Below are 26322 nucleotides of genomic sequence, written 5' to 3'. Positions count from 1 at the left end.
CGACCCACCCCGGGGCGGTGGGCACGAAAATCTCCAACCAACATTGTTGGTACCCCACAACTGATCGCGGAAATCTGCTTCTGGTCAGCTGAATTGCAGGCGTCCGAGGGTGATAGCCAGCCGGAGCACGTAGGCATCCCGAGGATTGGCAGGGGAATGCCCGGTCACTTCGGTAATGCGCTTCAACCGATAGCGAACCGTGTTGGGATGGACGAACAGAGCTCGTCCGCTGGCCTCTACTGACCCACCGTTGTCTAGGAAGGTGGTTGCGGTCTCCAGCAGATCACCTCCGGCTTCTGCCAAGGGGCGATGGACATTCTCCACGAGGTGTCGCCGGGCCTGCTCATTACCAGCCAGCGCGCGTTCCGGGAGTAGTTGACGTGCAGAGAGAATGCGTGGGCTCTCCGGCCAGGCTGCCGCACACCTGGCCCCGGAGACCGCAGCTGCGGCGGAGACGTGAGCCCTGCCCAATCCGGTGACCGTCGGCCCCAGAACCACTGGACCCGGACCGAAATACTCCCGGATTCCTTCGCCCCACCGGATGGTGGATTCCTCGTCGGTGTCGGCCTCGGGATCATTGGGGGATAGCAAGACGACCAGCCGCTCACCGTGGACTGCAGCCATGGCACTCAATCCCAGGGACTCGGCGTGGTGCCGCACTCCGGCCCAATCGGAGCCCTGCGGCATTGAGCCCACGGCGACCACAACCGGAGCCTCGGAGTTCCACCCCAGTGTTGATGCCCTGGAGAGCAGTCCCTCGTTGGACTCGGAGCGCACCACCGCGTCGACGATCATCGCCTCGGTCCGGTCATCCCACGTCACCTTGGCCTCGGCAGCCCGGGCGTAGACTCCGGCTGATGCGAAGGCGATCTCTCGGGAATAGTGCAATATCGCGGTCTGAAGCACTTGCCGATCAGAACGGGGCATCAGCAACCCGATCTGCTCCTCAACGACATCGATGGTGGTGCGGATCAGATCGACTGCCTGCCCCAGGGAGATGGTACGGGTCAAGGACCGAGGAGCTACGTCGAACACCCGGGCCGGATCGGCCGGTGAGGTGTTGATGTCGCTGAACCAGTCGATGAACCCCCTGATCCCCGAGGTGGCCACCACCCCCACCCAAGAGCGAGCCTCGGCATCAAGGCCGACATACCAAGGATGACGTCTTTCCATCTCGGTCATCACCGCAGTAGCCATTTTGCCGGATTGGTTGGTCAGTCGTCGGGCCATGGCTGCCCTGGTCCGGGCGGAGGGCACCAGCGATCGGCCGGTGCCGGGAACGTGAGTCGTTGCCATGCCATCTCCTGGTGCGAAGTGCAGCCCATTACATTATCGCGACGGATGTCCGCGGGATATGACGACGGGGCGGACCGGATGGGCTCCGGACCGCCCCACCCGACGGGTGATCGGCAAATCGTCAGCGTTTGATGCGGGCGTTGCCCTCCCAGACCGACCAGATTTGCTCTTCATCAGCAGGGGTCGCGTAGTCAGTCAGCAGGGAAGTGGTAAATGCGCCAGACGCCCAGCCGAACTGCAGACACCTCTCGGCCTCCCAACCCTTGATGATGCCGTAGAGGATGCCTGCGACGGTGGAGTCACCGCCGCCGATGCGGTCAATGACCCCGATGTCGCGGGGTTCGGCGACGTGGAAAGTGCCGTCGGCCCACAAGATTGCGCCCCAGATGTGGTGGTTGGCATTGACGACCTCGCGCAGGGTGGTGGCGAAAACCTCTACCTTCGGGAAGGTCTCGTGAGCGGTGTTGATCATCGCCTTGAAGCCGTTGATTTTGGAGCCCAAATCCTTGCCGCCCGCTTCGGGGCCTTCCAGGCCGAGGGCCAGCTGGAAATCTTCCTCATTGCCGATGAGGATCGAGCAGTTGCTGGCGATCTCGGTGAAACCGGCGCGCAGTTCTTCCTCGCGGCCCTTCCAGAAGGATGCGCGGTAGTTGAGATCGAAGGAGACCTTGGCGCCGTGCTCGGTGGCCTTGTGGGCTACGTCGAGGCAGAACTGTAAAGTAGCGGGAGACAGGGCCGCGACCAAGCCGGACATGTGGACGATCTTGGCGCCCTCCTCACCGAGGATACGATCAAGATCGAAATCGGCTGCGTTCAGGGCGAGACCGACCTCACCCGCGCGGTCATTCCAGACCCGGGCACCACGGTTGCCGTAGCCCATGTCGGCGATATTGAACTGGTGGCGGTACCCCCAAGCACCGCCCTGCTCGAGCTCTGGTCCCTCGTAGTCCATGAAACGTGACCGCAGATCCGCCTTGATCATCGTGGAAATGGGAGAGCCCTTGATGAAGTTGGTGAGGATCTTCACCGGCTGGCCAAGGTAGGATGCGACACAGCCGACGTTGGACTCGGCAGAGGTGACTTGCATCTGGAAGGTTCGGGCAGTCTGCACGGGCTCACCTTGCGGAGGGCAGATCCGGATGCCCATCGAGGTCGGGATGACCAGTGACCACTTCGCGTCTTCGCGCAGCTTCATGTATGTGCCTTTCGCTTCAGAGTGGTTGTTGCTCCTTGACACCAACCATTGGCGTGAGCCTATGCCAAACGGAATAGGGGGCCGGTAGTTGTTGCCACGGAGTGCATCGGACGGCAACAAGGGCACGATTCTGCTCCCGGTGGCGAAATTCCTGCTTTCGGGGGAAGATGAATCCATCCTGACGTCGTAGCCGTCATCGCCTTCTGCTGAAAGGACATAGCGTGATTCCGCACGAACAGCCCGGTCCGCTTCTCAACGGTCTGCCGACGAACCTGCCTGACACGGATCCGGAGGAGACCCAGGAGTGGGTCGACTCCTTGGACGCGTTGATCGCCAACGGGGGCAGTAATCGGGCGCGGTACGTGATGCTGAAGCTCAACGAGGAAGCCCGCAACAAGCACATTGGGATGCCTTCGCTGGTGTCCACCGACTTCGTGAACACCATCCCAGCCGCCGATGAAGTCGCCTACCCCGGTGACCCCGAACTGGAGCAGCAGATCCGTCACCTGCTGCGCTGGAATGCTGCCGTCCAGGTGCACCGTCAGCAGCGTCCAGGAGTCGGCGTCGGTGGTCACATTTCCTCTTATGCCTCCATGGCAACCCTCTACGAGGTTGGTCTGATGCACTTCTGGAAGGGCAAGGACCACCCCGACGGTGGCGACCAGGTCTTCTTCCAGGGCCACTCATCACCCGGCATGTACGCCCGCGGTTTTTTGGAGGGACGTCTTAGCGAGCAAGACCTCGACGGCTTCCGTCAGGAGTACTCGCGCCCGATGGGCGGGCGTGGTCTGCCCTCCTACCCTCACCCGCGGCGGATGGCCGATTTCTGGGAGTTCCCGACGGTATCGATGGGCTTGGGTCCGATCAACGCCATCTGGCAAGCTTCCTTCAACAAGTATCTTGAGAACCGGGGTATCAAGGACACATCCAAGCAGCGGGTGTGGGCCTTCCTCGGCGACGGTGAGATGGACGAGGTGGAGTCGCGTGGTGCTCTTCAGCTGGCCGCGAATGAGGAGCTGGATAACCTGACTTTCGTTGTCAACTGTAATCTCCAGCGCCTCGATGGCCCGGTCCGCGGCAACGGGAAGATCATCCAGGAGTTGGAGTCCTATTTCCGTGGCGCAGGCTGGAATGTGATCAAGTTGATCTGGGGCGCGAACTGGGACCCGCTGTTGGCGGCCGACCACGAGGGTGCCTTGGTCAATGTGATGAACACCACTCGCGACGGTGACTACCAGACCTTCAAGGCCAATGATGGCGCCTATGTGCGGGAACATTTCTTTGGTCGTGATCCGCGTACCGCCGAGATGGTGGCCGAGTGGAGCGACGATCAGATCTGGGCACTGCGTCGTGGTGGTCTGGACTACCAGAAGATCTACAACGCTTACTTGTCTGCGGAGAAGTTCAGCGGGGCTCCCACGGTCATCCTGGCGCACACCATCAAGGGCTACTTCTTGGGCCAGCACTTTGCCGGGCGCAATGCGACCCATCAGATGAAGAAGATGGCTATCGATGATCTCAAGGGTCTGCGCGACCGTTGTGACATCCCGGTCTCTGACGAGGTACTTGAGGCCGATCCCTACCTGCCGCCGTACTACACCCCAGGTGCCGATTCGCCGGCGATCAAATATCTCCAGGAACGTCGTCGTCAGTTGGGTGGTTATGTACCCGAGCGGCGTGGCGACCACGGCAAGAAGCTCGTCCTGCCGGATGCCAAGGTTTACAAGGGGGCCCGCAAGGGTTCTGGAAACCAGAAGGTCGCCACCACGATGGCCTTCGTCCGGCTGGTCAAGGATCTGTTGCGCGACCGCAATCTGGCCCCGTTCATTGTGCCAATCATCCCGGACGAAGCTCGGACTTTCGGCATGGATGCGATGTTCCCGACCATCAAGATCTACAACCCGAACGGCCAGCAATATGTTCCGGTAGATCACGACCTGATGCTGTCCTACCGCGAGGCGACCAATGGGCAGATTCTGCACACTGGCATCAATGAGGCGGGGTCTGCTGCGGCCTTCACCGCAGTCGGCACCTCCTATGCCACCCATGGTCAGCCAATGATCCCAATCTACATCTACTACTCGATGTTCGGTTTTCAGCGCACCGGTGACGCAGCCTGGGCGGCGGCCGATCAACTGGCTAGAGGCTTCTACATTGGTGCCACCGCGGGAAAGACCACTTTGACCGGTGAGGGTACCCAGCACATGGACGGCCATTCACCCCTGCTGTCGCTGACCAACGAGGGGCTGATCTCCTATGACCCGGCCTACGGCTACGAGATCTCCTACATCGTGGAGGAAGGCTTGCGTCGTATGTACGGCGACCAGCCTGAGGATGTTTCCTTCTACTTAACGGTTTACAACGAGCCGATTCTCCAGCCCGCGGTGCCGGAGGATGTGGACGTTGAGGGCATCGTTCGTGGCATCCATTTGGTCTGTGAGGGTAACAGCGACGGCCTTGGCCACGATGCCCGCCGGGTGCAGCTGCTTGCCTCGGGCATCGGTGTCACTTGGGCAATGCGAGCTCAGGAACTGCTCAAGCGTGACTTCGGTGTGGTGGCCGATGTATGGTCGGTGACCTCTTGGAATGAGCTGGCTCGCGACGGTCGGCTGGTCACCGAACACAATTTCCTGCACCCGGAGCAGGAGCCCAAGGTTCCCTATCTCACCCAGAAGCTCCAGGGACGTCCCGGCCCGGTAGTCGGAGTATCCGACTTCATGCGGGCGGTCCAGGATCAGGTCCGCGAATTCGTGCCCAGCGACTACTACACCTTGGGTGGCGACGGATTTGGTTTCTCCGACACCCGTGCTGCGGCCCGTCGGCACCTGCACGTCGACGCCGAGTCGATTGCCACCCGTGCTCTTCAGGCACTAGCCGATCGCGGCGAGATGCCTCGTGAGGTCGTTGCCCAGGCGATCGAGAAGTATCGTCTGCACGACGTGAGCGCCGCGGTGCCTGGAGAGGTCGACCCCGACTGATATTGATCACGGTGATGAATGGCGTGACCGGACGGTCACGCCATTCATTCATCTGGCAATCTCGTGACAACGGTCGTGGCGGGTGACCGGCATGTGATGGAGTTGTCCCCATGGAGGTTTCGGTTGGTGGCTCCGGGGGCAATCCGTTGGGACTCGTGGAGGGAATGATCGTTCAGGAACTTGGTTGGGATGAGGACGTCGACCAGGACCTGCGCGATGAGGTGATGGATCTCATCGACGGCGAGATGATTGAGGATGCGGTTGAGGCGGTTGACATGGTGCTTCTGTGGCATCGTGACGATACCGATGTCACAGACGACTTGGTCGATGCGTTGCGGGATCTTTCGGATGGGGGCTGGATCTGGCTGCTCACCCCGAAGATCGGCCGCCCCGGGTACGTCGATCAAGCGGAGTTGAGCGAGGGCGCCCGGACTGCGGGCATGACTCTCACCTCGGCGGTCGAGGTGAGTCCCGACTGGCAGGCTTGCAAAGTGGTGCGACCCCGGATCTCCCGTCGCTGAATCCTCGGCCATCGTGGGCGGAGAACTTGGTGCGGGATGGGTTGAGCTGACACAATTGCTCGAGCGCATCAGCGCGTCCGGGCGCATAGCTCAGTTGGTTAGAGCAGCTGCCTTACAAGCAGCAGGTCACAGGTTCGAGTCCTGTTGCGCCCACCGGTCGTCGCGGTACCGTGTCCGGTGGACCGGGCCATATGGCAATTGAACGGCGAAGGTGCCGCAGCGTTTTCCGGCCACGGCAAGCTGAGGAACCGACCAAGGGAGGATCATGCAGTACCAAACAGCATTCACCGCACAGGACTTCGCAAGTAATCTGACCCGGGTGCGCTCTCGTATTGATGAGGCGGCTCGCAAGGTGGGGCGTGAGGGTAGTGAGATCCGGCTGCTGCCGGTGTCGAAGACCGTCCCGGAGCAACGGCTCAGGGTCGCCATTGGGGCTGGCTGCCACCAACTGGGGGAGAACAAGGTTCAGGAGGCGCTCCGCAAGTACCGGGCACTCGCCGACGAGGATGTGCGTTGGTCGATCATCGGGCATCTGCAGACGAACAAGGCTCGCGACGTCGTTTCCTTCGCCGATGAGTTCCACGCCTTGGACTCGCTGAGGCTGGCTGAGGCCCTTGATCGCAGGCTGCAGGTTGCTGGGCGAGGGCTGGATGTCTACGTCCAGGTCAACACCTCAGGCGAGCAATCCAAGTACGGTCTATCGCAGGAAGAGTTGCCCGGTTTCCTCACCCAGCTCACCGCATTCTCCTCTCTGCGGGTTAAAGGGTTGATGACCCTCGCTCTATTCACCGCCGATGTTGAGCGGGTACGTGAGTGTTTCCGTCTGCTGCGTCGGCTCCGGGATACCGTACGTGAGACTGCTCCCGATCTGATCGGCGATGGTGGCCTGTCCATGGGTATGTCAGGTGACTACGAGATCGCCATTGAGGAGGGGGCGACAGTCGTGCGGGTCGGGCAGGCGATCTTCGGTGAGCGTTCTACCCCCGATGACCATTACTGGCCGACGGGTTCCTCCGGAAACTCCTGATGACAAGGTTCAAAATTTTTGATCCATTTGTAACGCGATGACCATCCGACCTCGTCTATGTGGGTGAGGTAAGGGGGACAAGCACGGGTATCTTTTGCACACGGCTCGACAGGGGGTTGTTCGTGGCGGTGTGCATAATGTCGTTTCTGGCCACCGGCGTGGGGGCGCTGGCGGTTTACGACGATGCCCATCCCGAGAGCCTCACCTGGGTGTCAATCGCCCGGGAGCACGTCGATCTCATAGTGGCCGGTTAGGTCTGGGGGCCGACGGATGCCGGGTGCGGTTCTGCCAGGGGGTGGCGGAACCGCACCCGGTCCTTGTCGCTAATGCTTAGCTCAGTCGGTCCTTCACTAGTGATGCGATCAGTTTTCCTTCGGCCCGCCCGGCAACCTGCTGATTGACGGCCTTCACGATCGCCCCCATCTGTTTCATGCTGGGGGCCTCTCCAAGTTCCGCAGCGGTGGCGGCGATCTGGGCCTCAACGATTTCGATGACTTCGCCGGTAGTTAGAGGAGCGGGCAGATAGCGAGCCAGTACCTCAGCCTCCGCGGACTCTTTGGCTGCGAGTTCATCCCGACCGGCATCGGCATAGGTTTTGGCTGATTCCAACCGGTTGCGTTGCTCCTTGGTGATGACCGCCAACTCTTCCTCATCGGTGAGTTGCCGTGCCTCATCGAAGGAGACCTCCTTGTACTGGATTGCGGCCAGAGCCATGCGGATGACCGACTTTGCCACCTCGTCCCTGGTTTTCATCGCAGTGGTGAGGTCTGCGCGCAGCTGCTCCTTGATCCGTGCCATTGTCTTCTCCTGTGCACTCGTGGGACCCGGCCATTGTGTCACGCGGGTCTATATGTGCTCCTGCATCGCGCGTGGTGCTGATGGTGCCCGTCACAGGCGGTAGAATCATGGCACGTGACGCCAGCAGACCTACAACAGCAGATCTCCGACCTCAATCGTTCCTTGGTCTCGATTGAGGCCGTCGTTGACCCTGTGGCCAAGAAGCAGGAGATCACGGCACTCGAGCAGCAGGCTGCCGCCCCCGGTCTGTGGGATGACCAGGCCAATGCACAGTGGGTAACCTCCCGGTTGTCCCGGCTGCAGGCCGAGGTCGAGCGGGTTGAGGGGCTGCGCCGTCGGCTGGAGGACGTCGGGGTGCTGCTGGAATTGGCGACCGAGGAATCCGACTCGGAGGAGATCGCTGAGGCATCCCGCGAGATCGAGGGGTTGACCGAGGCGATCTCCGCTCTTGAGGTGCGCACCCTGCTGTCGGGGGAATACGATGAACGTGATGCTTTGGTGACGATCCGTTCGGAGGCTGGGGGAGTGGATGCAGCCGATTTCGCGGCGATGCTGCTTCGCATGTATCAGCGCTGGGCCGAGCGTCATGAGTTTTCCATTGAGGTTTACGACGTCTCCTATGCCGAGGAGGCTGGTATCAAGTCAGCTACCTTTACGGTTAAATCCCCCTATGCCTATGGCACCTTGTCGGTGGAACAGGGGGTGCACCGGTTGGTACGGATCTCGCCCTTCGACAACCAAGGACGCCGACAGACCTCCTTCGCCGGAGTCGAGGTGCTGCCGGTGGTGGAGGAGACCGACCACATCGAGATTCCCGAACAGGACATCCGGGTGGATGTCTTCCGTTCCTCCGGGCCCGGTGGGCAGTCGGTGAACACCACGGACTCAGCCGTTCGCATCACCCACCTTCCCACGGGGTTGGTGGTGTCCTGCCAGAACGAGAAGTCCCAAATCCAGAACAAGGCCGCAGCTTTGCGCGTCCTGCAGGCCCGTTTGCTGGAGAAGGCCCGCAAGGACAGGGAAGCGGAGATGAATGCCCTGAAATCCGACGGGAACTCCTGGGGCTCCCAGATGCGCTCCTATGTGCTGCACCCTTACCAGATGGTCAAGGATCTGCGGACTAACTACGAGACCGGCAACACTGATGGAGTCTTCGATGGCGACATTGATGCCTTCATTGACGCCGGGATCCGTTGGCGTCGGCAGACACAAGCCGAAGTCATCAACTGATAGAGTTTGCCCCATCGGGGATCACTGTGGACTGCGACGCGACGATTTTGTGCGAAAACTGTTGTTTTTCATCCGCGTGGCGTCGCGACGGTTCAGGTTCACTTGGCTAAACTGGCACGCGATCTGAGATTTTCTCAGATTGACTTCCCCAGCAGGCGTGGTGTCCACGAGTCACCTCGACCGGTTCGACCGTCGCGTCGTCCAGCACCGTCATGGTGTGCCTTGTGTGGGGTGGTCCTGCCTACGAGGACGGTCAAGTGATCACATTCGAGGACGTGTCGAAGATCTACCCACGCCAGGCGAAGCCTGCCCTCCGGCACATCAACCTGCAGATCGACAAGGGTGAGTTTGTTTTCCTGGTCGGCACCTCGGGATCCGGGAAGTCGACCTTCCTACGCATGATCCTGCGGGAGTACCGGCCGACCTCCGGCAAGATCTACGTGCTCGGCAAGGAACTTTCTCGGCTACACCAATGGAAGGTCCCGGCCCTGCGCCGCCAGATCGGCAACGTCTTCCAGGATTTCCGGCTGCTGCCTGGCAAGACGGTCTACGAGAACGTTGCCTTCGCTCTGCAGGTGCTCGGGCGTCCAATCTCGCAAATCAAGACGATGGTTCCCGAAACCATCGAACTGGTCGGTCTGGCAGGCAAGGAGGACAGGCAGCCTGAGGAACTCTCCGGTGGCGAGCAGCAGCGGGTGGCGATCGCTCGTGCGATCGTCAACCGGCCACAGATTCTCATTGCCGACGAGCCCACCGGGAATCTTGACCCACAGACCTCGGTCGGAATCATGAAGTTGCTTGATCGGATCAACAAGCGGGACACCACCGTCATCATGGCGACCCATGACCAGACGATCGTCGACCAGATGAGGCGACGGGTGATCGAACTCGACCAGGGCAATCTCATTCGTGACCAGGTGAAGGGCGTCTACGGCACAGCCTAGACGCACAAGGAGACAATCAATGCGGCACACTTTCCGAGAGACACTGTCTGGTCTCAAGCGCAACGTGTCAATGACCATCGCGGTCATCGTCACCATGACGGTCTCGCTCACCTTGTTCGGTTTGTCATTGATGACCTTCGCCGAGGTCGACCAGGTGAAGGGGCGCTGGTACGACAAGATCGAGATATCAGTCTTCCTCTGCACGGCCGATTCGGCCGGAACGTCAGATTCAGGCAATTGCGAACCCGGTCAGGAGACCAGCGAGGTACAGCGGGAGAACATCAAGAAGCGGTTGGAATCCAACCCCGATGTGGAGACCGTCTACTACGAATCTAAGCAGGATGCCTATGATGCGTATCGGGAAACCTATGCGGACTCTCCGCTGCTCGATTCGCTGACCGTCGACCAGATGCAGGACTCCTTCCGGGTGAAGCTGGTGGACCCGCAGAACTACCAGGGAGTGGTCGCGGAAGCCTCCTCGTTGCCGGGAGTGCAGAAGGTCCTCGACCTGCACCAGGTCCTAGACCCCATATTCTCGGTTCTCAACGGCCTGAAGTGGGGGACCATGGGGATGGCCGGTCTGCTGCTGCTGGCAGCCATGCTGCAGATCGGCAATACGATCAGGATGTCAGCCTTCACGCGCCGTCGTGAGATCGGCATCATGCGCCTTGTGGGTGCCTCCAACACCTACATCATGCTTCCGTTCCTGCTGGAAGCCCTCTTCGCCGCTCTCGTGGCGATCGTTATCTCCGGCTCAGCGCTGCTCAGCATGTATGAGTTCATCGTGGTCCGCAACGCTAAACTCTCGATCCAGTCTTTAGCCTGGATCACGTGGGGTGATGCCTGGACTTCCGTAGCCGGGGTTGCATTGGTCGGCATCGTTCTGTCTATCGTGCCGACGTTGATCACCACGCGCAGGTATCTGCGCGTCTGACAGATTGGTATTCGCGTGACTCGAGATCTTCCCCGGACCATTTTCGGTCCTTCGAGCAAGCACCTGCGTTTCGCGACGCGTTCCATTGCATCTGTTCTCGCTCTGTCAGCGTTCGGGTTGGCGTTGCCCGCCCATGCTGACGAGCTTGATGACCAGCAGGCCAGCCTGGAGGCGCAGATTGCTGCGTCCAATCAGGCCCTGACCGGTTATTCCGCAGAACTCGATGCAGCCACCGCGAATGTCGTCGCCTCGCGTCAGCAACTGGCCGATGCTAGGGCAACGCTCGCCAAAGCCACCTCGGATGTGGAGGCCGCGGCTGCCGTTGACGCCCAGAAGGCCTCCGAGCTAGCGACCGCGGAGCAGAACCTCAAGAACGCCCAGCAGGCGGTGGCCGAGGGACAGCAGGCTGTTGAGCAGCAGCGCGGCAAGGCGTTAAATGACATGCGTACCGCTGCCCAGCAGAACACCACCCTCATGTCAGTTGGGATGTTCTTTGCCAACGACACCAATTCCTCGGATGTGTCGTCACGGATCCAGTGGGCTTCGACCCTCTACAACTCGAACAATGCCGAGCTCAACAGGCTGACCAGCGTGCAGCTCCAGTTACAGAACGCGCAGACCAATCTAGCGAGCCTGGAGGATCGAGCGAGGACTGCGCGGGAAGCTGCGGCTGCCTCGCTAAGCGCATCCCAGGACGCTCAGGCAGCCGCAGCAGCTGCCGAAGCCACGGTCAACCAGGCCAATGCCGCGAACGAGGCCGCTGAGGCTGCTGCCGCCAAGGCGGTTGCCAACGAACAGGCGGCTAACGCTGAGATGCAGGCCGCATCTGACGATGTGGCCTCCCAGATCCGGGCCCGCAACGAGCGTCGTGCGGCTGAGGCTGCTGCTGCGGCCGCAGCAGCAGCCGAGGCCGACCGAGCCTCTGCTCAAGCTGCTGCTTCCGAGGCCGCTGCTATCGCCCAGGGCACCGCGCCGGTCTCCAGCGGTTCGCTGCTGGCTATGCCAGCCAATGGCCCTTTTACCTCACCCTACGGTTATCGCGTCAATCCGGTGCTCGGCTACTCCGAGTTGCACGATGGGTTGGACATTGGTGCCGGCTGTGGCACTGGCTTGTACGCTGCGGAGTCTGGGACGGTGACCTTCGTCGGTTGGATCTCCGGGTGGGGAAACCGGGCAACCATCGAGCATGGCATCATCGGTGGTCAGTCGATCGATACTGGTTATAATCACGCCGAGTCGTTCATCGTCTCCCCGGGCCAGCATGTGGAGCGTGGCCAACTGATCGGCTACGTCGGCACCACCGGCTTGTCCACTGGCTGCCACCTGCACTTCCACGTGTGGGTGAACGGCAACCACACCGATCCGGCTGCCTATCTCTGAGCAGCCACGCACCTGTGATCAACATCGCGGGCATCCCATAGGGCATCTTGCTAGGCTTGCCCGGCGGGATGCCCGCGCATCTGTTTCCAGGAGGTGATGATCATGCCCCGTGAGAAGGGCCGTAGAGTGGTGACACAGAACAAGAAGGCATTCCATGACTACACGATCGGCGACCGGATCGAGGCCGGCATGGTGCTCACCGGCACAGAGGTGAAGTCGCTGCGCGCAGGCCGGGCCACTCTCACCGACGCCTTCGCCACGGTGGATAGGGGAGAGGTGTGGCTACACCAGGCCAACATTCCGGAATATCTCTACGGCACCTTCCACAACCATGCGGCGAAGCGTAAGCGTAAGTTGCTGCTGCATCGTCGCGAGATCGACAAGTTGGCCAAGGCCATCGCCGATTCCGGTCGTACCTTGGTGCCGTTGGCCATCTATTTTGAAGACGGCTACGCGAAATGTGAGATCGCGGTGGCCACCGGCAAGCGGGCCTGGGACAAGCGTCAGGCCATTGCCGAACGGGACATGCGCCGGGATGTCGAACGGGAGTTGGCTGATCGCCGCCGGCGGGGCCGCTGAATGCTGGGAATGGTGCAGGTCGTGCTAAAATTGACCTATTGACAACTTAACAGGGGGGTGACTGGTTTCGACTGGGAACGGTAGTTCCGGGAGAAGCGGGCCGAGAATCCAAGGTCAACTCGTAAATGTCCCTTGGGAACCAATAAGTGCCAACAATTCGCGCACTGACTTCGCTCTCGCCGCCTGATCGGTGATCGAAGGGTCAGCCTGGGCGTAGCCTTCCGTCCAGATCCTGGCCTCATCTAGAAGGCTTGCTGCATACCTGCTGTCCGGGTGGGTGTGCGGGACTCAAACCGGACTGGGCCTGTCTGCAACATGCCGACTTGAGTGCAGGGGCCGAGCAGGACGTCATGGCGGCTGCGCCCGGAGAATGCTTGGTTCGCCTTTTCAGGACGCGGGTTCAATTCCCGCCACCTCCACTGAGAACCTGCTGACGTTGATATGTTTCACGCGCCAGCAGGTTTTGTTGTCTGTGCGTGTCATTTTCGGGTCTGTGCGTGGGAGTCGCTCGCGTGTGGGTGACCCAACACGGTGAATCGACGCTCCAAGGGGGAGTAACCACGTGAGCGCCGAAATTCCATATCCCAAGGGGCAGATCGTGGGTGGCGGTGATGCGCCGTGAGCTCAGGAGTGGGAGAATCGCTGCATGGACACCCCGCCCATCCAGGTTGGTGAACTGCTGGTATCGACGAGTTGTGATGGCGTTGGCTTCTTCACTCGCACCGTTGTGCTCATCTTGGATCATGACCTCGACGGAACCTTGGGTGTGGTACTCAACCGTGTCGCGGCCCCGCCGCTTTCCGCGGTGCTGCCGGACTGGGTCGACATGGTCTGCGAACCCCAACGACTCTTCCAGGGTGGACCGGTATCCACTGACGGAGCGATCTGTGTGGCAAGCACGAATCTTCCCGACGACCCACCCGGATTCCGGCGCTTGGTGGGGGATCTCGGATTGCTTCACCTGGATACCCCGGTGGAATTGATCCGTGGAGCGTGCCGTCAGATGCGAGTCTTTGCTGGTTACTCGGGCTGGGCCCCTGGCCAACTCGGCAACGAACTGGCGATGGGCATGTGGTATAGGTGGTCGTCGACCTCCGACGACGTGTTTACCACCGAACCTGAAACCCTGTGGCGCGATGTGCTGCGTCGCATGGGTGGCGAGGCCTCTCTACTGTCCGGTTGGGTGAGCGATCCGGGGTGGAACTGAGCACGGTATGACCCCCGGCCGTGTCACAGTAAAGTGGATTAGGAAGCGTATCCCATGACTGAAGAGGCCGAAAACTTGGATCCGACAGCTGCCCCCGACTATCACGACGTCGAACAGGTGGAGATGGTTGCATCGTTCGACGGCGAGACGGTCGCCGACGAGCAGGACGAATGGGTACCTGCCGACGGTTTCGTCGACGGTACCGGCACGGTCCGTATCTGGGTCGGCCCGCAAGGGGAACCGGAACGGATCTGGTTATCTAGGTACTGGCGTAACCAGATGGCCAAAGTGCCGCTGTCTGTGCTCTTCGCCGAGCCGATGCTGCAGATCTCCCTACACTGCGGTGAGCCATTGGTTCCTCCTCCCATGGAGATTGATCTGCCCGACAGCAATGAGCTTTCTGGTCCCGAACTTGATGCGGTTCTCGATGCCGAGTATGAGGAACTCTCCAAGGCTCTCGACGCGGTCATATCCGCTGGTGGTGGGCAGGGTCATTGGATTCATGAACCGGCCGAAGGAACAGCAGAACAGGGGCGTGTTCAGGTATGTCTGGACATGCGGGGCTGCCCCCAAGCAGTGAGCTTTGACGACCAGTGGCTGGCCAATGCCTCAGCTTCCCAGGTGATCCGGGCCGTGACTCAGGCTTGGGGGGATGCCAGGTCCCGTTACGTCGCGCCGGTTTATGAACCTGGTCCCTATGATCTTGTTCTCGCCAAGTTCGAGGCGCTGATGGTGCGCCGAGAAAGAGCATTCGCACGCGGGCTGGATCTGCTAGGCCCGATCACCGATGAAGTACGTGACAGAGCACGACAAATGGAAGCCGGACAGGAGGACCACGAATGAGCCACCCCACCTATCAGGAAGTGGATTTGTGCTGGAACGAGACCAAAGCAGCGATTGAGGAGTTGATCGTCGCTGAGCAACGCGCTGCCACAAATGAACTGAACCGTAGAGTCAAGATGCTCTCGGATGCAGCCAATGTTGCCCGGGCCGGGATGCTCCTCGTCGGCGGCGCCGCTGGTGCTGCGCTGGATGCCGCAACCCAGAAGTTCTCTGGAGCTATGGATGCGGTCGCTGGTGCGCTGAGCGGCCGGGGTGCTGCCATGGCGGCCGGTGAAAAGAAGATTGATGAGCTGAGGCGGCTCATCCACAAGAATGATGCCTGGCTGGATGAAAACGCAGCCCCAGCCGCTCCGACCCCGTCCATCTTTGACGATCTTTCCAAGCGCTGGGCCGAGATGGCCGAGCAAACCGATGCGCTTCGGGACGACATCAGGAGCCGTGGGCTTGATCCCGCTTGGGTTTCCCAGGCCTCCTCGGGCAACTACACCGAGGCCGTGAACACCCAGCTGTCAGCCCTGGGTGAGTTGGCGAAGGCTGCCACGAACCACGCATCGAGCTGTTGCCATGTCGTCAACGCCCAAAGACAAATCTTCGAAATGATCTGGAATCGGATCAATCAGTGCAAGATGAAAGCGAAGATGCAGACCAGTAACAGTGAGGCCTCGGCGAAGGCTGGCAACTTCTTCGCGGGAGTCGCGGTCATGATCGAAGAGCTCAATGGCTTGTACATGTACCTCACCTCCCACGGACTCGGAGCATGGCCCATCATTGGTACCCAGATCACCTTCGCCATGGAGGCCTCGGTCAAATCGGTAGACACTTTGTCTAACGGTTGGCCATCAAGGTCGGAACATAGCGATGCCGAGCAGGATCCTGACAAGATGGTGACCGTCCCCGCGCGATCCTGACACCGATTGCTGGTGTGCCCCGATGAGGGCGGAGTGCCGACGGTAAAGGCTGTGGCACTACGATTTGGGTCAAAGAGGCAAGGGGGAACATGGGAGAAGCTCAGCGAGAACGCATTCTGGTCGTTGATGATGACACGGCGCTGGCCGAGATGTTGCAGATCATGCTGCGGCAGGAGGGTTTCGACACCTCGTGGTGCGCCACGGGAGACCGGGCCTTCGAGGCTTTCGAGGCCTTCGAGCCATCATTGGTGTTGCTCGACGTCATGTTGCCTGGCATGGATGGTATCCGGGTCTGTCGGGCGATCCGGCGTGTTTCAGGAGTGCCGATCATCATGCTCACTGCCCGCTCCGACACCACCGATGTCGTGCGAGGACTTGAGGAGGGGGCAGACGATTACGTCGCCAAGCCGTTCAAGACCAAGGAATTGGTGGCCCGAATGAGGGCCAGACTGCGAACTCCTGGTCCGCCGACGGAATCCGACGTGTTGTCCATTGGTGATCTGGTCATCTCGACCCGTGCGCACACCGTTACTCGCGGTGAGGAATCGATCAACCTCACTCCCCTCGAGTTCGATCTGCTCGTCGCCTTGGCTAAGACTCCCGGACAAGTGATGACTCGTGAGCAACTGCTCAGCGACGTATGGGGTTATCGGCACGCGGCGGATACCCGTTTAGTGAACGTGCACGTGCAACGGCTGCGCGCCAAGGTCGAGAAAGATCCGGAGAATCCCGAGATCATCGTGACCGTGCGTGGTGTTGGCTACCGTGCCGGGGCCCCATCTCATGGTGATGCCTGAGCGTCGTGCATCGGGCCGGGGGTTGCACCGGATGGTGATGCGGATTACTGCTCCGGTGCGCAGCGCTTGGGATTCTTCCATCCGGTTCCGACTGGTGGCATTGACCTTGACTGCGACCATCCTGGTGGTTTTGCTGGGTGGACAGCTTCTCCTGACAAGGGCCGGTGACGGCATAGTGGAGGCGAAGAAGCAGTTCGCGGCCACCGAGGCATCGGTCGCCCTGCAGCGGATGCAGACCCAACTTAACGACACTGACATGCGTACCGAATCGGTGCTGGAGCGTCTTGGTCAGCTTGCCGACGAGGTCGGCGGGCAAGGCACCCAGTACTCGCTGTTTATCGAGACTCCCACCTCCTCCTATATCTCCCGGGGAATGCTTCGTGAGTCGGTGCCCCTTGAACTCCTCAAGGCATCGGATGACGGTTCGACCGCGCTGTTTGTCACTGCGACTCAGGTACTCTACGTCGATGGCCGGAGCGTGCCGGGGGTGGTCGTTGCCGGGCACTTGGTGGCTCCCAACCAGCAGGAGTTCCCTACCTACTTCGTCTTCCCGGCCACCAGCGAGATTCAGACCCTCACCGTGTTGCATCGGGCCCTGTGGGTGACCGCCAGTTTCCTGGTGGTCGCGCTGGGGATGGCGACTTTCTGGATTGCGCACCAGGTCACCGTCCCGGTGAGGCAGGCAGCCGAGGTTGCTGCCCGCATCGCATCCGGTGATTTGGACCAGCGGATGGCGGTGCGACGCCATGATGAGATGGCTTCATTGGGTTCTTCGATGAACAATATGGCTGGGGAACTGGAACGCCAGATCCGAGCCCTAGAGAATCTGTCTGCCGTGCAGCGGCAGTTCGTCTCCGATGTCTCCCATGAACTGCGCACACCCATGACAACCATGCGGATGGCCACGGAGGTGCTCCACGAGGCCCGCGAGGATTTTGATCCCCATCTGGCTAGGTCAGTTGAGCTGCTGCACGATCAGGAGGAGAGATTCGAAGAAATGCTCGCCGACCTGTTAGAGATATCCCGTTTCGATGCGGGTGCCGCGGTACTGTCTGTGGATGCGGTAGATCTGGTTGATTTGGTGAATGCCGAGGTGGTGGCTCAGCAGGGGGTGGCCGAGAAGGTCGGGATCCCCGTCGAGGTCCGGGCCACCGAGCCCGTGGTGGTTGAGGTGGACGCTCGACGGGTCACCAGGATCATCCGCAACCTGTTGTCCAATGCGCTGTCCCATGGTGATGAGTCGGGGGTGACGATCACCATCGCGGGGGACGCGCAGGTTGCCTGTCTGACGGTGCGTGACCATGGCGTGGGATTCGCCCCTGAGGCTGCAGAATTGGTTTTCCGGCGCTTTTGGCGAGCCGACGAATCCCGCCAGCGGGTGCTTGGCGGAACTGGGCTGGGGCTGGCCATCGCCCTTGAGGACGCCCGCCTGCACAAGGGATGGCTGGAAGCCTGGGGACAGGAAGGCGAAGGAGCCCAGTTCCGGCTCACCCTTCCCCGCAAGGGATGCATGATGGTTGATCATGCCGTCTTGGACCTAGAACCAGGAGACCGATGAGAATTCGGGGAATACTTACTGTCCTACTGGTGGTGTTGTGCGGTGGCTGCTATTCGTTCCCAGTCACCAGCCCGGTCGAGCGGATCGAGGCCAGCATCGATCCGGAACGCAACCATGACGGCATTGAGGTAGCAGCCCAATCACCCGTCGATGGGGCATCCCCGCAGGGCATCATCGAAGGTTTCTTCGCGGCCCAGGAATCCTATGCCGACGGCTACCATGTCGCACGTCAATTCCTCACTACCCAGGCGGCTGCCAAGTGGAAGCCGGAAACTGAGGCAACGGTCTACGACTCGAATGCCCAGACGTTGGTCATCGGTGCAGATGGGGGAGCAGTTCTTCAGGCGACCCTGATCGGTCAGGTGGATGCCGATGGGGTCTACACCGCGGTGCACGACGAGGCCTTTACCCACGACTTCAAGCTGGTGCGGGAGGACGGACAGTGGCGAATCTCCAATCCACCGGCGGGCGTACTGATGGGATCCCAGCGTTTCCATCGTGCATTTACTGCGGTGCCCACTTATTTTTTCGACGCCACCGGGACCAGACTTGTCGCTCAACCCGTCTACGTGCACCTAGCCGATATTGATGCAGGCGCGGCCGAGGTACTCGTGCGAGCCCTGATCCGGGGTCCCCGCGCCTGGCTGCGGTCAGCAGTCATGGATGCTCTGCCCGCGGAAATCACCTCGAACGGAACACGGATCGACGAGGACGGGATCGCCCACGTGAATCTCGGTGGATCCGTCGAGGCTCTCAGCGCTGAGCAGCGAGACATGGCAGCGACGCAACTGCTGGCCACCTTGTCCTATCTGGTCAGTGTCCGCGGACTGACAATCACCGCCAATGGAAGGGAACTGTCGGTCGACATCGCGGACTCACAGAATGTTGTTCGCTCCTCGGCCATCATGGATCTTCGAAAGGCTAGGGATCCACTGTCGAAGGACCTTTTTGCGGTTGCCGAGGGAAGGGTTCTGCGGGTCTCACAATCCGGTCCCCAGATCGCGGATCAGCTGCCGGGGGAGATCGGGCAGGGATGGGTCAGCCGCCCTGAACGGTTAGGAGTCGATTGGGCGGGAGAGACCTTGGCCATCACCACCGACAACGGGACGAAACTTCACGTGGTGAATACCGGGGGCGGGTCACCCACCCTTATCCATGAGGGAACCTCCATGCTGCGCCCTCAGTACGACGTGGCGGGTGGTCTGTGGACCCTCGACAATACGGCCTCCGGGCCTGTCATGGCGCGGATCATCGGAGGTCAGAGCTTCTCCGTACCGCTCACCGAACTCGCGGGCAGGAAGGTCATTGCCTATCGGATCAGCCCTGATCTGACCCGATTGGCTTTGGTCGTCGAAACCCAAGGAGCCCAGGAGTTCGGGATGATGCGCATAGGGGTGGACCGTCTGACCATCGATGGCTGGCGTCCCATTCCGGTTAATTCCCGCAATGGGCTGCTCACCACCATGCGGGACGTTTCCTTCTCCGGAAGTGACAAGGTGTTGTTGGTGGCTGCAAATGCGAAGGATCCGCAGATTGCCGTCCATTCCTTCGATCTTGATGCCGCCGAGGTTGGTTTCCAGGGTCCGGTCTCGGATGTGGAGGTCACCGCCATGGCGACCCTGGCTTCGCCTTTGGCCCCCTACACCGCGGTGTTGACCAGCGAAGGCGTGGTCATGCGGTATGAAGCCCAATATCGCTGGCCGACGGTGCTTGACAAGGTCACTGAGATCGCTTACCCGAGCTGAGTCCGTTCCGGTCAGGTTACCCGAGACCGTCTGCGATCAACATTGCCGGTGGAGAGACCGGGAGGTTGTCCACACCAGATCTCGTCGGCTGAACAATCTGCGCATCTCGCCCATCCTCTAGGCGTGGAGGTTCTCGACGCCGTTGATGCTGCTGCCGATCTGCTGTTGGGTTCCCGGTGTCCGGGATGCGGTGCTCCGGGCATCCGATTGTGCTTGGAATGCCGGGTGCAACTTTTCATCAGGCCCCACCGGGTGATGCGGCTCGGATTGGGTATCCCGGTGTGGGCTGCCGGATGGTACCGTCCACCCCTGTCCCATCTGGTCATCGCCTTCAAAGACAGATCTGCATGGGGATTGAATGGGGTTCTGGCAAACCAGTTGTGCGGTTGCCTAGAATCGGGCGGGTGGGGTCATCCGGTGCTGGTGCCGGTGCCATCGTCACCCGCATCGGTGCGCGGCAGGGGATTTGATCACACCGCTGTCCTCGCCAGAACCCTTGCCTTCCGTCGTCATCTGGGCTGGACCCGTGGGCTGCGCAGGACCAGACCCACTGGCGACCAGGTTGGGCGTAACCGGCGTGGAAGGCTGGGAGCCCAGCACATGTCCATGGCAGCACGCAGGGTGGGGCAGCGGATCGTTCTAGTTGACGATGTCGTCACCACCGGGGCGACCCTGGCCGAGGCGATTCGTGCCCTGGACGTCATTGGTGAGCAGGTTGCTGGTGCCGTGGTGGTGTGCGACACTCCCGGGCCTGAGACCGTGGCCTGACAGGACCCAGATTGCATTGATCCGGACCTTCCGACTTCCGTGAATTCGATCATGGGTGCGGGTAACGTTGGGTCATGGAAGCTCCCAATGGCTGGTCAACGGCGACAGGCCACGTGTTGTTGTGCTCCGGCCGTCTGCCATCAGGGATCTTCCTCATCGTGTCGTGGATCAACCACACGACGACACCGTGGTCGTCAACGGGTGACGACCCTTCAGGGAAGGAACGATGATGGATATCAGCATCACCGGAAGACATCTGACCGTCTCCGACGCAGTGCGTGAGCAGGTCAGCGAACGACTGAATGCGAACATCGCGAAACTGTCCGACCGGGTTATCCGGGTCGAGGTGGAGTTCACTGCTGCCGAATTTAAAGGCGACCCTGAAGGAGAAATCCGTTGTGAGATCACCTTGCGGGCAAAGGGGCCGGTGGTCAGGGCCTCGGCACATTCTTCCGACAAGTTGCTCGCCTACGGGCTGGCCGAGGAGAAACTGATCACCCAACTGCGCAGAGCCGCCGACCGACGCAAGAAGCGTCGCGGGTTGCGTGCCGATCGTGAATTCGCCGAACTTGACCTAGCGGCGTTGAACATCAAGGCCTCCAAGGAGACGAAGGCCCCGGTCACCCGGAAGATCCATGATCTAGAGATCACCGGTGATGGGCCTTTGGTCGTCCGGGAGAAGCACTTCACCGGTACTCCGCTCACCTTGGCCCAAGCACTTGATGAGATGGAACTGGTCGGCCACGATTTTTTCCTTTACGTCGATGCAGAGACTCGGTTGCCTTCGGTTGCCTACCGCCGCAAGGCCTATGACTACGGCGTGATCCACTTGGAAATCGCCGACTGACGGCACCCAGCAACCCCGCCAGCGTCCTACATGACCATGATCCCACGCAATGGTGAGTAGATCCCGGGGATATGCACATCCAGGACCTTGAGGAACCGGTTACGGCATTGAGCCCGGGCCGGTTCCTCGTGCCATGTAGGTCCGTCATGTCCCGTATGGCCTTGGTGTTCCTCGGGATACATTGGCTTACAGGGTGACTCTGAAACGATGGAACATACCGCAGTGAAGTAGGAGCATTCCCAGGTGCGCCGTAGGATGGGTCACGCTGCCCGGAGTGGGTTCACCCACCCTGTTGGCGGGTGCCGTCGGTTCCTGCTGCTCGGGCATCGACGGGCAGCACGGATTCGACGAAGGAATGTCTCGTGGGTTTCATGGACCGTCTGCTGAGCATCGGCGAGGGCCGAACTCTCAAGCGGCTGCAGAAGATCGCCGGCCAGATCAACTTGATCGAGGACGACTACTTGGCGATGGGTGACGACGAATTGCGTGGTCAGACTGCCGACTTCAAGCAGCGGCTAGATAACGGGGAGTCCTTGGACGAGTTGCTGCCCGAGGCTTTCGCCACCATGCGCGAAGCATCTCGGCGAGTGTTGGGCAAACGCCCATTCGACGTGCAAATGGTGGGTGGGGCGGCCCTCCACGAGTGCAACATCGCCGAGATGAAGACCGGTGAAGGTAAGACCATCGTCGCATTGGCTCCCTCCTATCTGAACGCGCTGAGCGGCGAGGGTGTGCACGTCGTTACGGTGAATGATTACTTGGCCAAGTTCCAATCGGAGCAGATGGGCCGCGTGCACCAGTTCCTGGGGCTCGAGGTCGCGGTCATCTTGTCCCAGATGAATCCGGCCCAGCGCAAGGTGGCCTACAACGCCGACATCACCTACGGCACTAACAACGAATTCGGTTTCGACTACCTGCGCGACAACATGGCTCTACGCCCCGAGGACCTCGTTCAACGCGGGCATCACTACGCCATTGTTGACGAGGTGGACTCTATCCTCATTGATGAGGCCAGGACCCCGCTGATTATCTCCGGCCCGGCCGCGGAAAACAAGCAGTGGTACCCGGTCTTCTCCCGGCTCGCCACTCGCCTGGTGCGCGACGTCGACTACGAGGTGGACGAGAAGAAGCGCACGGTCTCGGTGCTGGCCCACGGCATTGAGGTCACCGAGGACACCTTGGGGGTTGAGAATCTCTACGAATCTGCCAACACCCCGTTAATCGGTTATCTCAACAATGCGATCCGCGCCAAGGAATTGTTTAAGCGGGACAAGGATTACGTCGTCACCGACGGTGAGGTGATGATCGTCGACGAGCACACCGGACGCACCTTGGTAGGTCGACGCTACAACGAGGGCTTGCACCAGGCTCTCGAGGCCAAGGAGCAGGTGACGATCAAGGATGAGTACCAGACCTTGGCGACGATTACCCTGCAAAACTACTTCCGCATGTACGACAAGCTAGCCGGGATGACTGGTACGGCTAAGACCGAGGAGTCCGAGTTCCAGAAGATCTACGGTCTGGGAGTCATTGAGATCCCCACCAACAAGCCGATGTGTCGCACCGACAACACCGATGTCATCTACCGCACTGAGGATGCAAAATTCGATGCGATCGTCGCCGACGTGGTGGCTCGCCACGAGGAGGGACAGCCGATCCTTATCGGTACTGCTTCGGTGAACAGGTCTGAGGAACTGTCCCGCAGGCTGCGCAAGGCTGGGGTACCCCACGAGGTGCTGAACGCCAAGCAGCATGCCAAGGAAGCGGCGATCGTCGCCATGGCGGGGCGCAAGGGTGCGGTGACTGTGGCAACTAATATGGCCGGCCGCGGCACCGACATCATGCTCGGCGGCAACCCGGAATTCCTCGCCGACCAGATGCTTCGTGAGCAGGGCATTGACCCAGTCGAGGATCCGGAGACCTACGACACCCAGTACAAGCAGACCCTGGCTGAGCTGGAGGCACAGACCGCTGATGAACACGACGAGGTCGTAGATCTCGGCGGCCTGTACGTCATCGGTTCCGAGCGTCACGAATCCCGTCGCATCGACAATCAGTTGCGTGGACGTTCCGGACGGCAGGGAGACCCAGGGGAATCTCGCTTCTATCTATCGGTGCAGGACGACCTGCTGAGGCTGTTCCAGGGCGAGACGATTGAGCGGGCAATGAACTCCCTCAACTTGCCTGATGACGAGCCGATCGAGATGAGGGTGGTCACCCGGTCCCTCGAATCAGCCCAGAAGCAGGTCGAGGCTCAGAACTTCGAAATGCGCAAGAACGTCCTCAAGTATGACGATGTGATGAACCGTCAGCGTCACGCCATCTACAGTGACCGGATGAAGGTGCTTAACGGCACCCAGGTTGACGAACAGCTGCGGGATACCGTCGAGAAGGTCGTGCGGGCAGGGGTCGCTCAGTACACTGTCGGCTTGGTCGACGACTGGGATCTCGACGGATTATGGACTGAGATGCGCAAGCTCTACCCGGTCAGCCTCGACCAAGATGAGTGGGAATCCAATGATGACGCTGCAGCGCTCGCCGATGCCTTCGCCGAGGACGCGGCTGCGGCATACGACGCACGCGAGGAATCCTTGGGTGAGGAGAACATGCGCGAGCTGGAACGTCAGGTGTGGCTGACCGTGCTCGACCGCAAATGGCGAGAACACCTCTATGAGATGGACTATCTACGTGAGGGCATCGGCCTGCGGGCAATGGCACAACGCGATCCGTTGGTTGAGTACCAGCGCGAAGGTGCCCAGATGTTTGATGCCATGCAGGACGGTTTCGCCGAGGAAGTTGTCGGCTATCTGTTCAACATCGACGTCCAGGTCGAGCCGGCCGCCCCGAGCATCGACGTGAACAGTGCGGCAGCAGTGGCGGCATCCCTTGCCATGGCCAGCAACGATGACGAAGGGGGACCGACCGAGGAGGAGCCCAAACCGAAGCGTGCCGTACGAATCAAGGGAGCCGGAAATTCCGTCGACGCGAGCAAGTTATCTTACTCCTCTCCCGACGAACAAGGTGAGGCGACCAAGTCCGGGGCCGAGGAGAAGGATCCGTACGCCGGTGTGGGGCGCAACGCTCCCTGCCCATGCGGGTCGGGCAAGAAGTTCAAGGTCTGTCACGGACGCAATCCCAATGCCCGCTAAGAACTGATTGGCTCACTGAGCTTCTGGGCCGTCTGACGTGCATCATGACCGGAAGTTCAGTTGCTCGTATCGACCAGCATGGTGACCCGTCGGCAGTTCGCAGACCTGGTATCAATCGTGATCTGGGCCGTTGCCGTCACTTGTCCGGCGGTGGTGTGCCAGTGCACGGTCACGATCGGGCAGGCTGGGTCCGGGCAGTGAATTCGGGTACGCCGAGAGAACACCCGCAGCCGTGGATGAGCCGTGAGCCACTGAGAGAAGGCGATGTATTCGTCGGGATGGAACCAGCGAGTGCACTGGACCGGTGGGCGGGACCCGACGAGGATCTCGGTGAGCACAGTGCTCACCCGGTGTGCGGCCCTGGCCATCGGTTCGGTGATCTCGTGCCGGATTCCTGGCCCCAAGCCGACACTTGGATCGGCCCAACCATTGGCCAAAGGATCGGACGAAGTCGATGGGCAGGGAATGGTGACTGGGGATCTTTTCATGATGTGAGCATGGCTCCGACCGGGGTGGTTGACCATGGTCGATCCGAAATCTGTGGAAAACTTCGGTGAAAACAGATCCAAGGAGGGTCATGGATAAGGAATTCGTATGCGTGCCGGTCAGCTTTAACCAGGCTCAACGGTTGGCGTCGGGTCACGATGAGCATGATCTTCAGGTATTCCGCGTCGAGGATCAGCTCCGGGATGCATTCGGGTTGGCTCATTGCGAGGATGAGGAAGCCGATCGGGCAGCGATGCTGCTGGCCAGCTTGTGGGCGCTCACCCGCTATGGCCGTCGGATCGTGCTCACCGCCATGGTCGATCCGGAACTGCTCGGCGATGGGGAGGAAACCCACAACGGTGGGGCCTACTTGGAGACATTGAAGCGCCCTAACGTGGAGGCGCTATTTACCGATGAACCCCAGGCTAACGACCAGGTGCGGCTCATCGCTTCACGCGGACTAGGGCACAGCGCCCTCGACGAAATCTGGGAGCTCGCCGAGGTGCAACACTTGCTCATCAATCATGAGCTACTGTGGTACACCCTCGACGAGCTTCCCACCCTGGGCTGGTCTCAGGACAGCTTGCCTGCCAAGTAGTCGTTGCCGACTTCCTGCTGCATGTCGATGACCCGCGTCACATAGGGGGCCGCAGCCTGCTCCAGCGATTTGCCGACCAGCGGGATCGAGATCGTGAACTCGGCGGTGTACTCCACGACGGTGCCTTCGGCACCGTCAAGGGCGGTCGGCATCATCGTCCCGGCCCCTGACATTTTCGCAGGCATACCAGGAATCTCAACCTTGATGTCGCCATCATGCTTGCCAGCGGCATCGGCCGCCCCCCAGGTGATGTCCAGTTCGATGCGCAGTGCCGAGCCCACGAAACGACGCACCTTCTCCGGGGCAGCCAGCTCGGCGGTCACGTGAGAGGTGGCACCGTTGACCGCGACCTCCCACGTCTGGGCATTCGCCCGGCGGGCGACCTCCTCCAACCATCGTTCGTCGGCCATCATGGCGATGACCTGCTGAGGTGTCGCCTGATATTCATGTCGTGTCGTGATTTGCATAGCCCTAATTGTCCTGCATTGAAGGGGCTGGCACCACTAGGCTGGGGCCAGCCCCTTCAATGGACAC

23 protein-coding genes, 1 tRNA gene and 1 other RNA gene are annotated in these 26322 nt (G+C 60.7%); 20 read left to right on the top strand and 5 right to left on the bottom strand.

Features of this window, described 5'->3' with window-relative positions; all coding sequences use genetic code 11:
• Positions 1 to 84: 84 nt before the first annotated feature.
• Together HMPREF1531_RS12160 and HMPREF1531_RS12155 are read right to left on the bottom strand one after the other, a co-directional pair.
• Entirely contained in the window at positions 85 to 1296 is a 1212-nt protein-coding gene (locus HMPREF1531_RS12160) for a PucR family transcriptional regulator (protein WP_016670262.1), read from the bottom strand.
• A 121-nt stretch (positions 1297 to 1417) separates the two neighbouring features.
• Positions 1418 to 2491 carry a sugar kinase gene (locus HMPREF1531_RS12155; RefSeq protein ID WP_016670261.1) on the bottom strand — a complete coding sequence of 358 codons (1074 nt, stop codon included), beginning with the start codon at positions 2489 to 2491 and terminating at the stop codon, positions 1418 to 1420.
• A gap of 221 nt (positions 2492 to 2712) precedes the next feature.
• On the opposite strand from HMPREF1531_RS12155, the gene aceE reads away from it, so the two are divergent.
• The 4 genes from aceE to HMPREF1531_RS12135 all read left to right on the top strand — a co-directional run bounded on the left by aceE (position 2713) and on the right by HMPREF1531_RS12135 (position 7017).
• Positions 2713 to 5469 (top strand): pyruvate dehydrogenase (acetyl-transferring), homodimeric type, encoded by a 2757-nt coding sequence (gene aceE / locus HMPREF1531_RS12150; protein ID WP_016670260.1) that lies wholly within the window; start codon positions 2713 to 2715, stop codon positions 5467 to 5469.
• 110 nt (positions 5470 to 5579) lie between these two features.
• Positions 5580 to 5990, top strand: coding sequence for a DUF3052 domain-containing protein (locus tag HMPREF1531_RS12145; protein WP_016670259.1), 411 nt, complete (start codon positions 5580 to 5582; stop codon positions 5988 to 5990).
• 79 nt (positions 5991 to 6069) lie between these two features.
• A tRNA-Val gene (locus HMPREF1531_RS12140) sits at positions 6070 to 6143 on the top strand.
• A 112-nt stretch (positions 6144 to 6255) separates the two neighbouring features.
• Entirely contained in the window at positions 6256 to 7017 is a 762-nt protein-coding gene (locus HMPREF1531_RS12135; RefSeq protein ID WP_016670258.1) for a YggS family pyridoxal phosphate-dependent enzyme, read from the top strand.
• Positions 7018 to 7347: 330 nt separating this feature from the next.
• On the opposite strand, the gene HMPREF1531_RS12130 is transcribed toward HMPREF1531_RS12135, so the two are convergent.
• Entirely contained in the window at positions 7348 to 7815 is a 468-nt protein-coding gene (locus HMPREF1531_RS12130) for a GatB/YqeY domain-containing protein (RefSeq protein WP_016670256.1), read from the bottom strand.
• 114 nt (positions 7816 to 7929) lie between these two features.
• On the opposite strand from HMPREF1531_RS12130, the gene prfB reads away from it, so the two are divergent.
• The 15 genes from prfB (at position 7930) to secA (ending at position 24704) form a co-directional block, all read left to right on the top strand.
• The gene (gene prfB / locus HMPREF1531_RS12125; RefSeq protein ID WP_016670255.1) at positions 7930 to 9045 is read left to right on the top strand and encodes a peptide chain release factor 2; all 1116 of its coding nucleotides are present in this window, start codon (positions 7930 to 7932) and stop codon (positions 9043 to 9045) included.
• 257 nt (positions 9046 to 9302) lie between these two features.
• Complete coding sequence (ftsE, locus tag HMPREF1531_RS12120; protein WP_036899610.1) at positions 9303 to 9989, top strand: cell division ATP-binding protein FtsE; 687 nt, start codon at positions 9303 to 9305, stop codon at positions 9987 to 9989.
• Between the two features lie 19 nt (positions 9990 to 10008).
• Entirely contained in the window at positions 10009 to 10923 is a 915-nt protein-coding gene (gene ftsX / locus HMPREF1531_RS12115; RefSeq protein WP_016670253.1) for a permease-like cell division protein FtsX, read from the top strand.
• Between the two features lie 15 nt (positions 10924 to 10938).
• Positions 10939 to 12303: a peptidoglycan DD-metalloendopeptidase family protein gene (locus HMPREF1531_RS13120; RefSeq protein WP_016670252.1), complete on the top strand. Its 1365-nt coding sequence runs from the start codon at positions 10939 to 10941 to the stop codon at positions 12301 to 12303.
• Positions 12304 to 12405: 102 nt separating this feature from the next.
• Positions 12406 to 12882: an SsrA-binding protein SmpB gene (gene smpB, locus HMPREF1531_RS12105; RefSeq protein ID WP_016670251.1), complete on the top strand. Its 477-nt coding sequence runs from the start codon at positions 12406 to 12408 to the stop codon at positions 12880 to 12882.
• A 53-nt stretch (positions 12883 to 12935) separates the two neighbouring features.
• Positions 12936 to 13304, top strand: a transfer-messenger RNA (tmRNA) gene (gene ssrA, locus HMPREF1531_RS13440).
• Between the two features lie 224 nt (positions 13305 to 13528).
• Positions 13529 to 14089 (top strand): YqgE/AlgH family protein, encoded by a 561-nt coding sequence (locus HMPREF1531_RS12100; protein ID WP_016670250.1) that lies wholly within the window; start codon positions 13529 to 13531, stop codon positions 14087 to 14089.
• Between the two features lie 54 nt (positions 14090 to 14143).
• Complete coding sequence (locus tag HMPREF1531_RS12095; RefSeq protein ID WP_016670249.1) at positions 14144 to 14932, top strand: hypothetical protein; 789 nt, start codon at positions 14144 to 14146, stop codon at positions 14930 to 14932.
• Positions 14929 to 15840: a hypothetical protein gene (locus tag HMPREF1531_RS12090; RefSeq protein WP_016670248.1), complete on the top strand. Its 912-nt coding sequence runs from the start codon at positions 14929 to 14931 to the stop codon at positions 15838 to 15840. Before HMPREF1531_RS12095 ends, HMPREF1531_RS12090 begins: the two co-directional genes overlap by 4 nt.
• Before the next feature lie 89 nt (positions 15841 to 15929).
• Positions 15930 to 16637, top strand: a complete 708-nt coding sequence (mtrA, locus tag HMPREF1531_RS12085) for an MtrAB system response regulator MtrA (protein WP_016670247.1) — start codon at positions 15930 to 15932, stop codon at positions 16635 to 16637.
• A complete protein-coding gene (gene mtrB, locus HMPREF1531_RS12080) occupies positions 16630 to 18195 on the top strand; it encodes an MtrAB system histidine kinase MtrB (protein WP_198011103.1) in 1566 nt (521 codons plus the stop codon). Before mtrA ends, mtrB begins: the two co-directional genes overlap by 8 nt.
• Positions 18192 to 19940 (top strand): LpqB family beta-propeller domain-containing protein, encoded by a 1749-nt coding sequence (locus HMPREF1531_RS12075; RefSeq protein WP_016670245.1) that lies wholly within the window; start codon positions 18192 to 18194, stop codon positions 19938 to 19940. Before mtrB ends, HMPREF1531_RS12075 begins: the two co-directional genes overlap by 4 nt.
• A gap of 123 nt (positions 19941 to 20063) precedes the next feature.
• Complete coding sequence (locus tag HMPREF1531_RS12070; RefSeq protein ID WP_051123434.1) at positions 20064 to 20708, top strand: ComF family protein; 645 nt, start codon at positions 20064 to 20066, stop codon at positions 20706 to 20708.
• Positions 20709 to 20937: 229 nt separating this feature from the next.
• Positions 20938 to 21555, top strand: coding sequence for a ribosome hibernation-promoting factor, HPF/YfiA family (gene hpf, locus HMPREF1531_RS12065; protein ID WP_016670243.1), 618 nt, complete (start codon positions 20938 to 20940; stop codon positions 21553 to 21555).
• A gap of 362 nt (positions 21556 to 21917) precedes the next feature.
• Positions 21918 to 24704: a preprotein translocase subunit SecA gene (secA, locus tag HMPREF1531_RS12060; RefSeq protein WP_016670242.1), complete on the top strand. Its 2787-nt coding sequence runs from the start codon at positions 21918 to 21920 to the stop codon at positions 24702 to 24704.
• Between the two features lie 56 nt (positions 24705 to 24760).
• Here secA and HMPREF1531_RS12055 read toward each other — a convergent pair whose 3' ends face one another.
• A complete protein-coding gene (locus HMPREF1531_RS12055; protein WP_156860331.1) occupies positions 24761 to 25192 on the bottom strand; it encodes an Rv3235 family protein in 432 nt (143 codons plus the stop codon).
• Positions 25193 to 25281: 89 nt separating this feature from the next.
• On the opposite strand from HMPREF1531_RS12055, the gene HMPREF1531_RS12050 reads away from it, so the two are divergent.
• Complete coding sequence (locus HMPREF1531_RS12050; RefSeq protein ID WP_016670240.1) at positions 25282 to 25788, top strand: DUF6912 family protein; 507 nt, start codon at positions 25282 to 25284, stop codon at positions 25786 to 25788.
• Here HMPREF1531_RS12050 and HMPREF1531_RS12045 read toward each other — a convergent pair.
• A complete protein-coding gene (locus tag HMPREF1531_RS12045) occupies positions 25764 to 26255 on the bottom strand; it encodes a DUF2505 domain-containing protein (protein ID WP_036899472.1) in 492 nt (163 codons plus the stop codon). The two genes, HMPREF1531_RS12050 and HMPREF1531_RS12045, sit on opposite strands and share 25 nt — an antisense overlap.
• Positions 26256 to 26322: the final 67 nt, after the last annotated feature.

It is taken from the genome of Propionibacterium sp. oral taxon 192 str. F0372 (genome assembly GCF_000413315.1).
Taxonomy (GTDB): Bacteria; Actinomycetota; Actinomycetes; order Propionibacteriales; family Propionibacteriaceae; genus Brooklawnia.
This window is presented reverse-complemented; position numbering and strand designations above follow the sequence as displayed.

Coding starts and splice junctions, on each gene's coding strand:
- HMPREF1531_RS12160 (WP_016670262.1), bottom strand. CDS start 1,296: ATGGCAACGACTCACGTTCCCGGCACCGGCCGATCGCTGGTGCCCTCC.
- smpB (WP_016670251.1), top strand. CDS start 12,406: ATGCCCCGTGAGAAGGGCCGTAGAGTGGTGACACAGAACAAGAAGGCA.
- HMPREF1531_RS12130 (WP_016670256.1), bottom strand. CDS start 7,815: ATGGCACGGATCAAGGAGCAGCTGCGCGCAGACCTCACCACTGCGATG.
- hpf (WP_016670243.1), top strand. CDS start 20,938: ATGGATATCAGCATCACCGGAAGACATCTGACCGTCTCCGACGCAGTG.
- HMPREF1531_RS12050 (WP_016670240.1), top strand. CDS start 25,282: ATGGATAAGGAATTCGTATGCGTGCCGGTCAGCTTTAACCAGGCTCAA.
- HMPREF1531_RS12090 (WP_016670248.1), top strand. CDS start 14,929: ATGAGCCACCCCACCTATCAGGAAGTGGATTTGTGCTGGAACGAGACC.
- HMPREF1531_RS12045 (WP_036899472.1), bottom strand. CDS start 26,255: ATGCAAATCACGACACGACATGAATATCAGGCGACACCTCAGCAGGTC.
- HMPREF1531_RS12100 (WP_016670250.1), top strand. CDS start 13,529: ATGGACACCCCGCCCATCCAGGTTGGTGAACTGCTGGTATCGACGAGT.
- HMPREF1531_RS12055 (WP_156860331.1), bottom strand. CDS start 25,192: ATGAAAAGATCCCCAGTCACCATTCCCTGCCCATCGACTTCGTCCGAT.
- ftsX (WP_016670253.1), top strand. CDS start 10,009: ATGCGGCACACTTTCCGAGAGACACTGTCTGGTCTCAAGCGCAACGTG.
- HMPREF1531_RS12095 (WP_016670249.1), top strand. CDS start 14,144: ATGACTGAAGAGGCCGAAAACTTGGATCCGACAGCTGCCCCCGACTAT.
- HMPREF1531_RS12155 (WP_016670261.1), bottom strand. CDS start 2,491: ATGAAGCTGCGCGAAGACGCGAAGTGGTCACTGGTCATCCCGACCTCG.
- mtrB (WP_198011103.1), top strand. CDS start 16,630: ATGCCTGAGCGTCGTGCATCGGGCCGGGGGTTGCACCGGATGGTGATG.
- HMPREF1531_RS12075 (WP_016670245.1), top strand. CDS start 18,192: ATGAGAATTCGGGGAATACTTACTGTCCTACTGGTGGTGTTGTGCGGT.
- HMPREF1531_RS12135 (WP_016670258.1), top strand. CDS start 6,256: ATGCAGTACCAAACAGCATTCACCGCACAGGACTTCGCAAGTAATCTG.
- mtrA (WP_016670247.1), top strand. CDS start 15,930: ATGGGAGAAGCTCAGCGAGAACGCATTCTGGTCGTTGATGATGACACG.
- HMPREF1531_RS12145 (WP_016670259.1), top strand. CDS start 5,580: ATGGAGGTTTCGGTTGGTGGCTCCGGGGGCAATCCGTTGGGACTCGTG.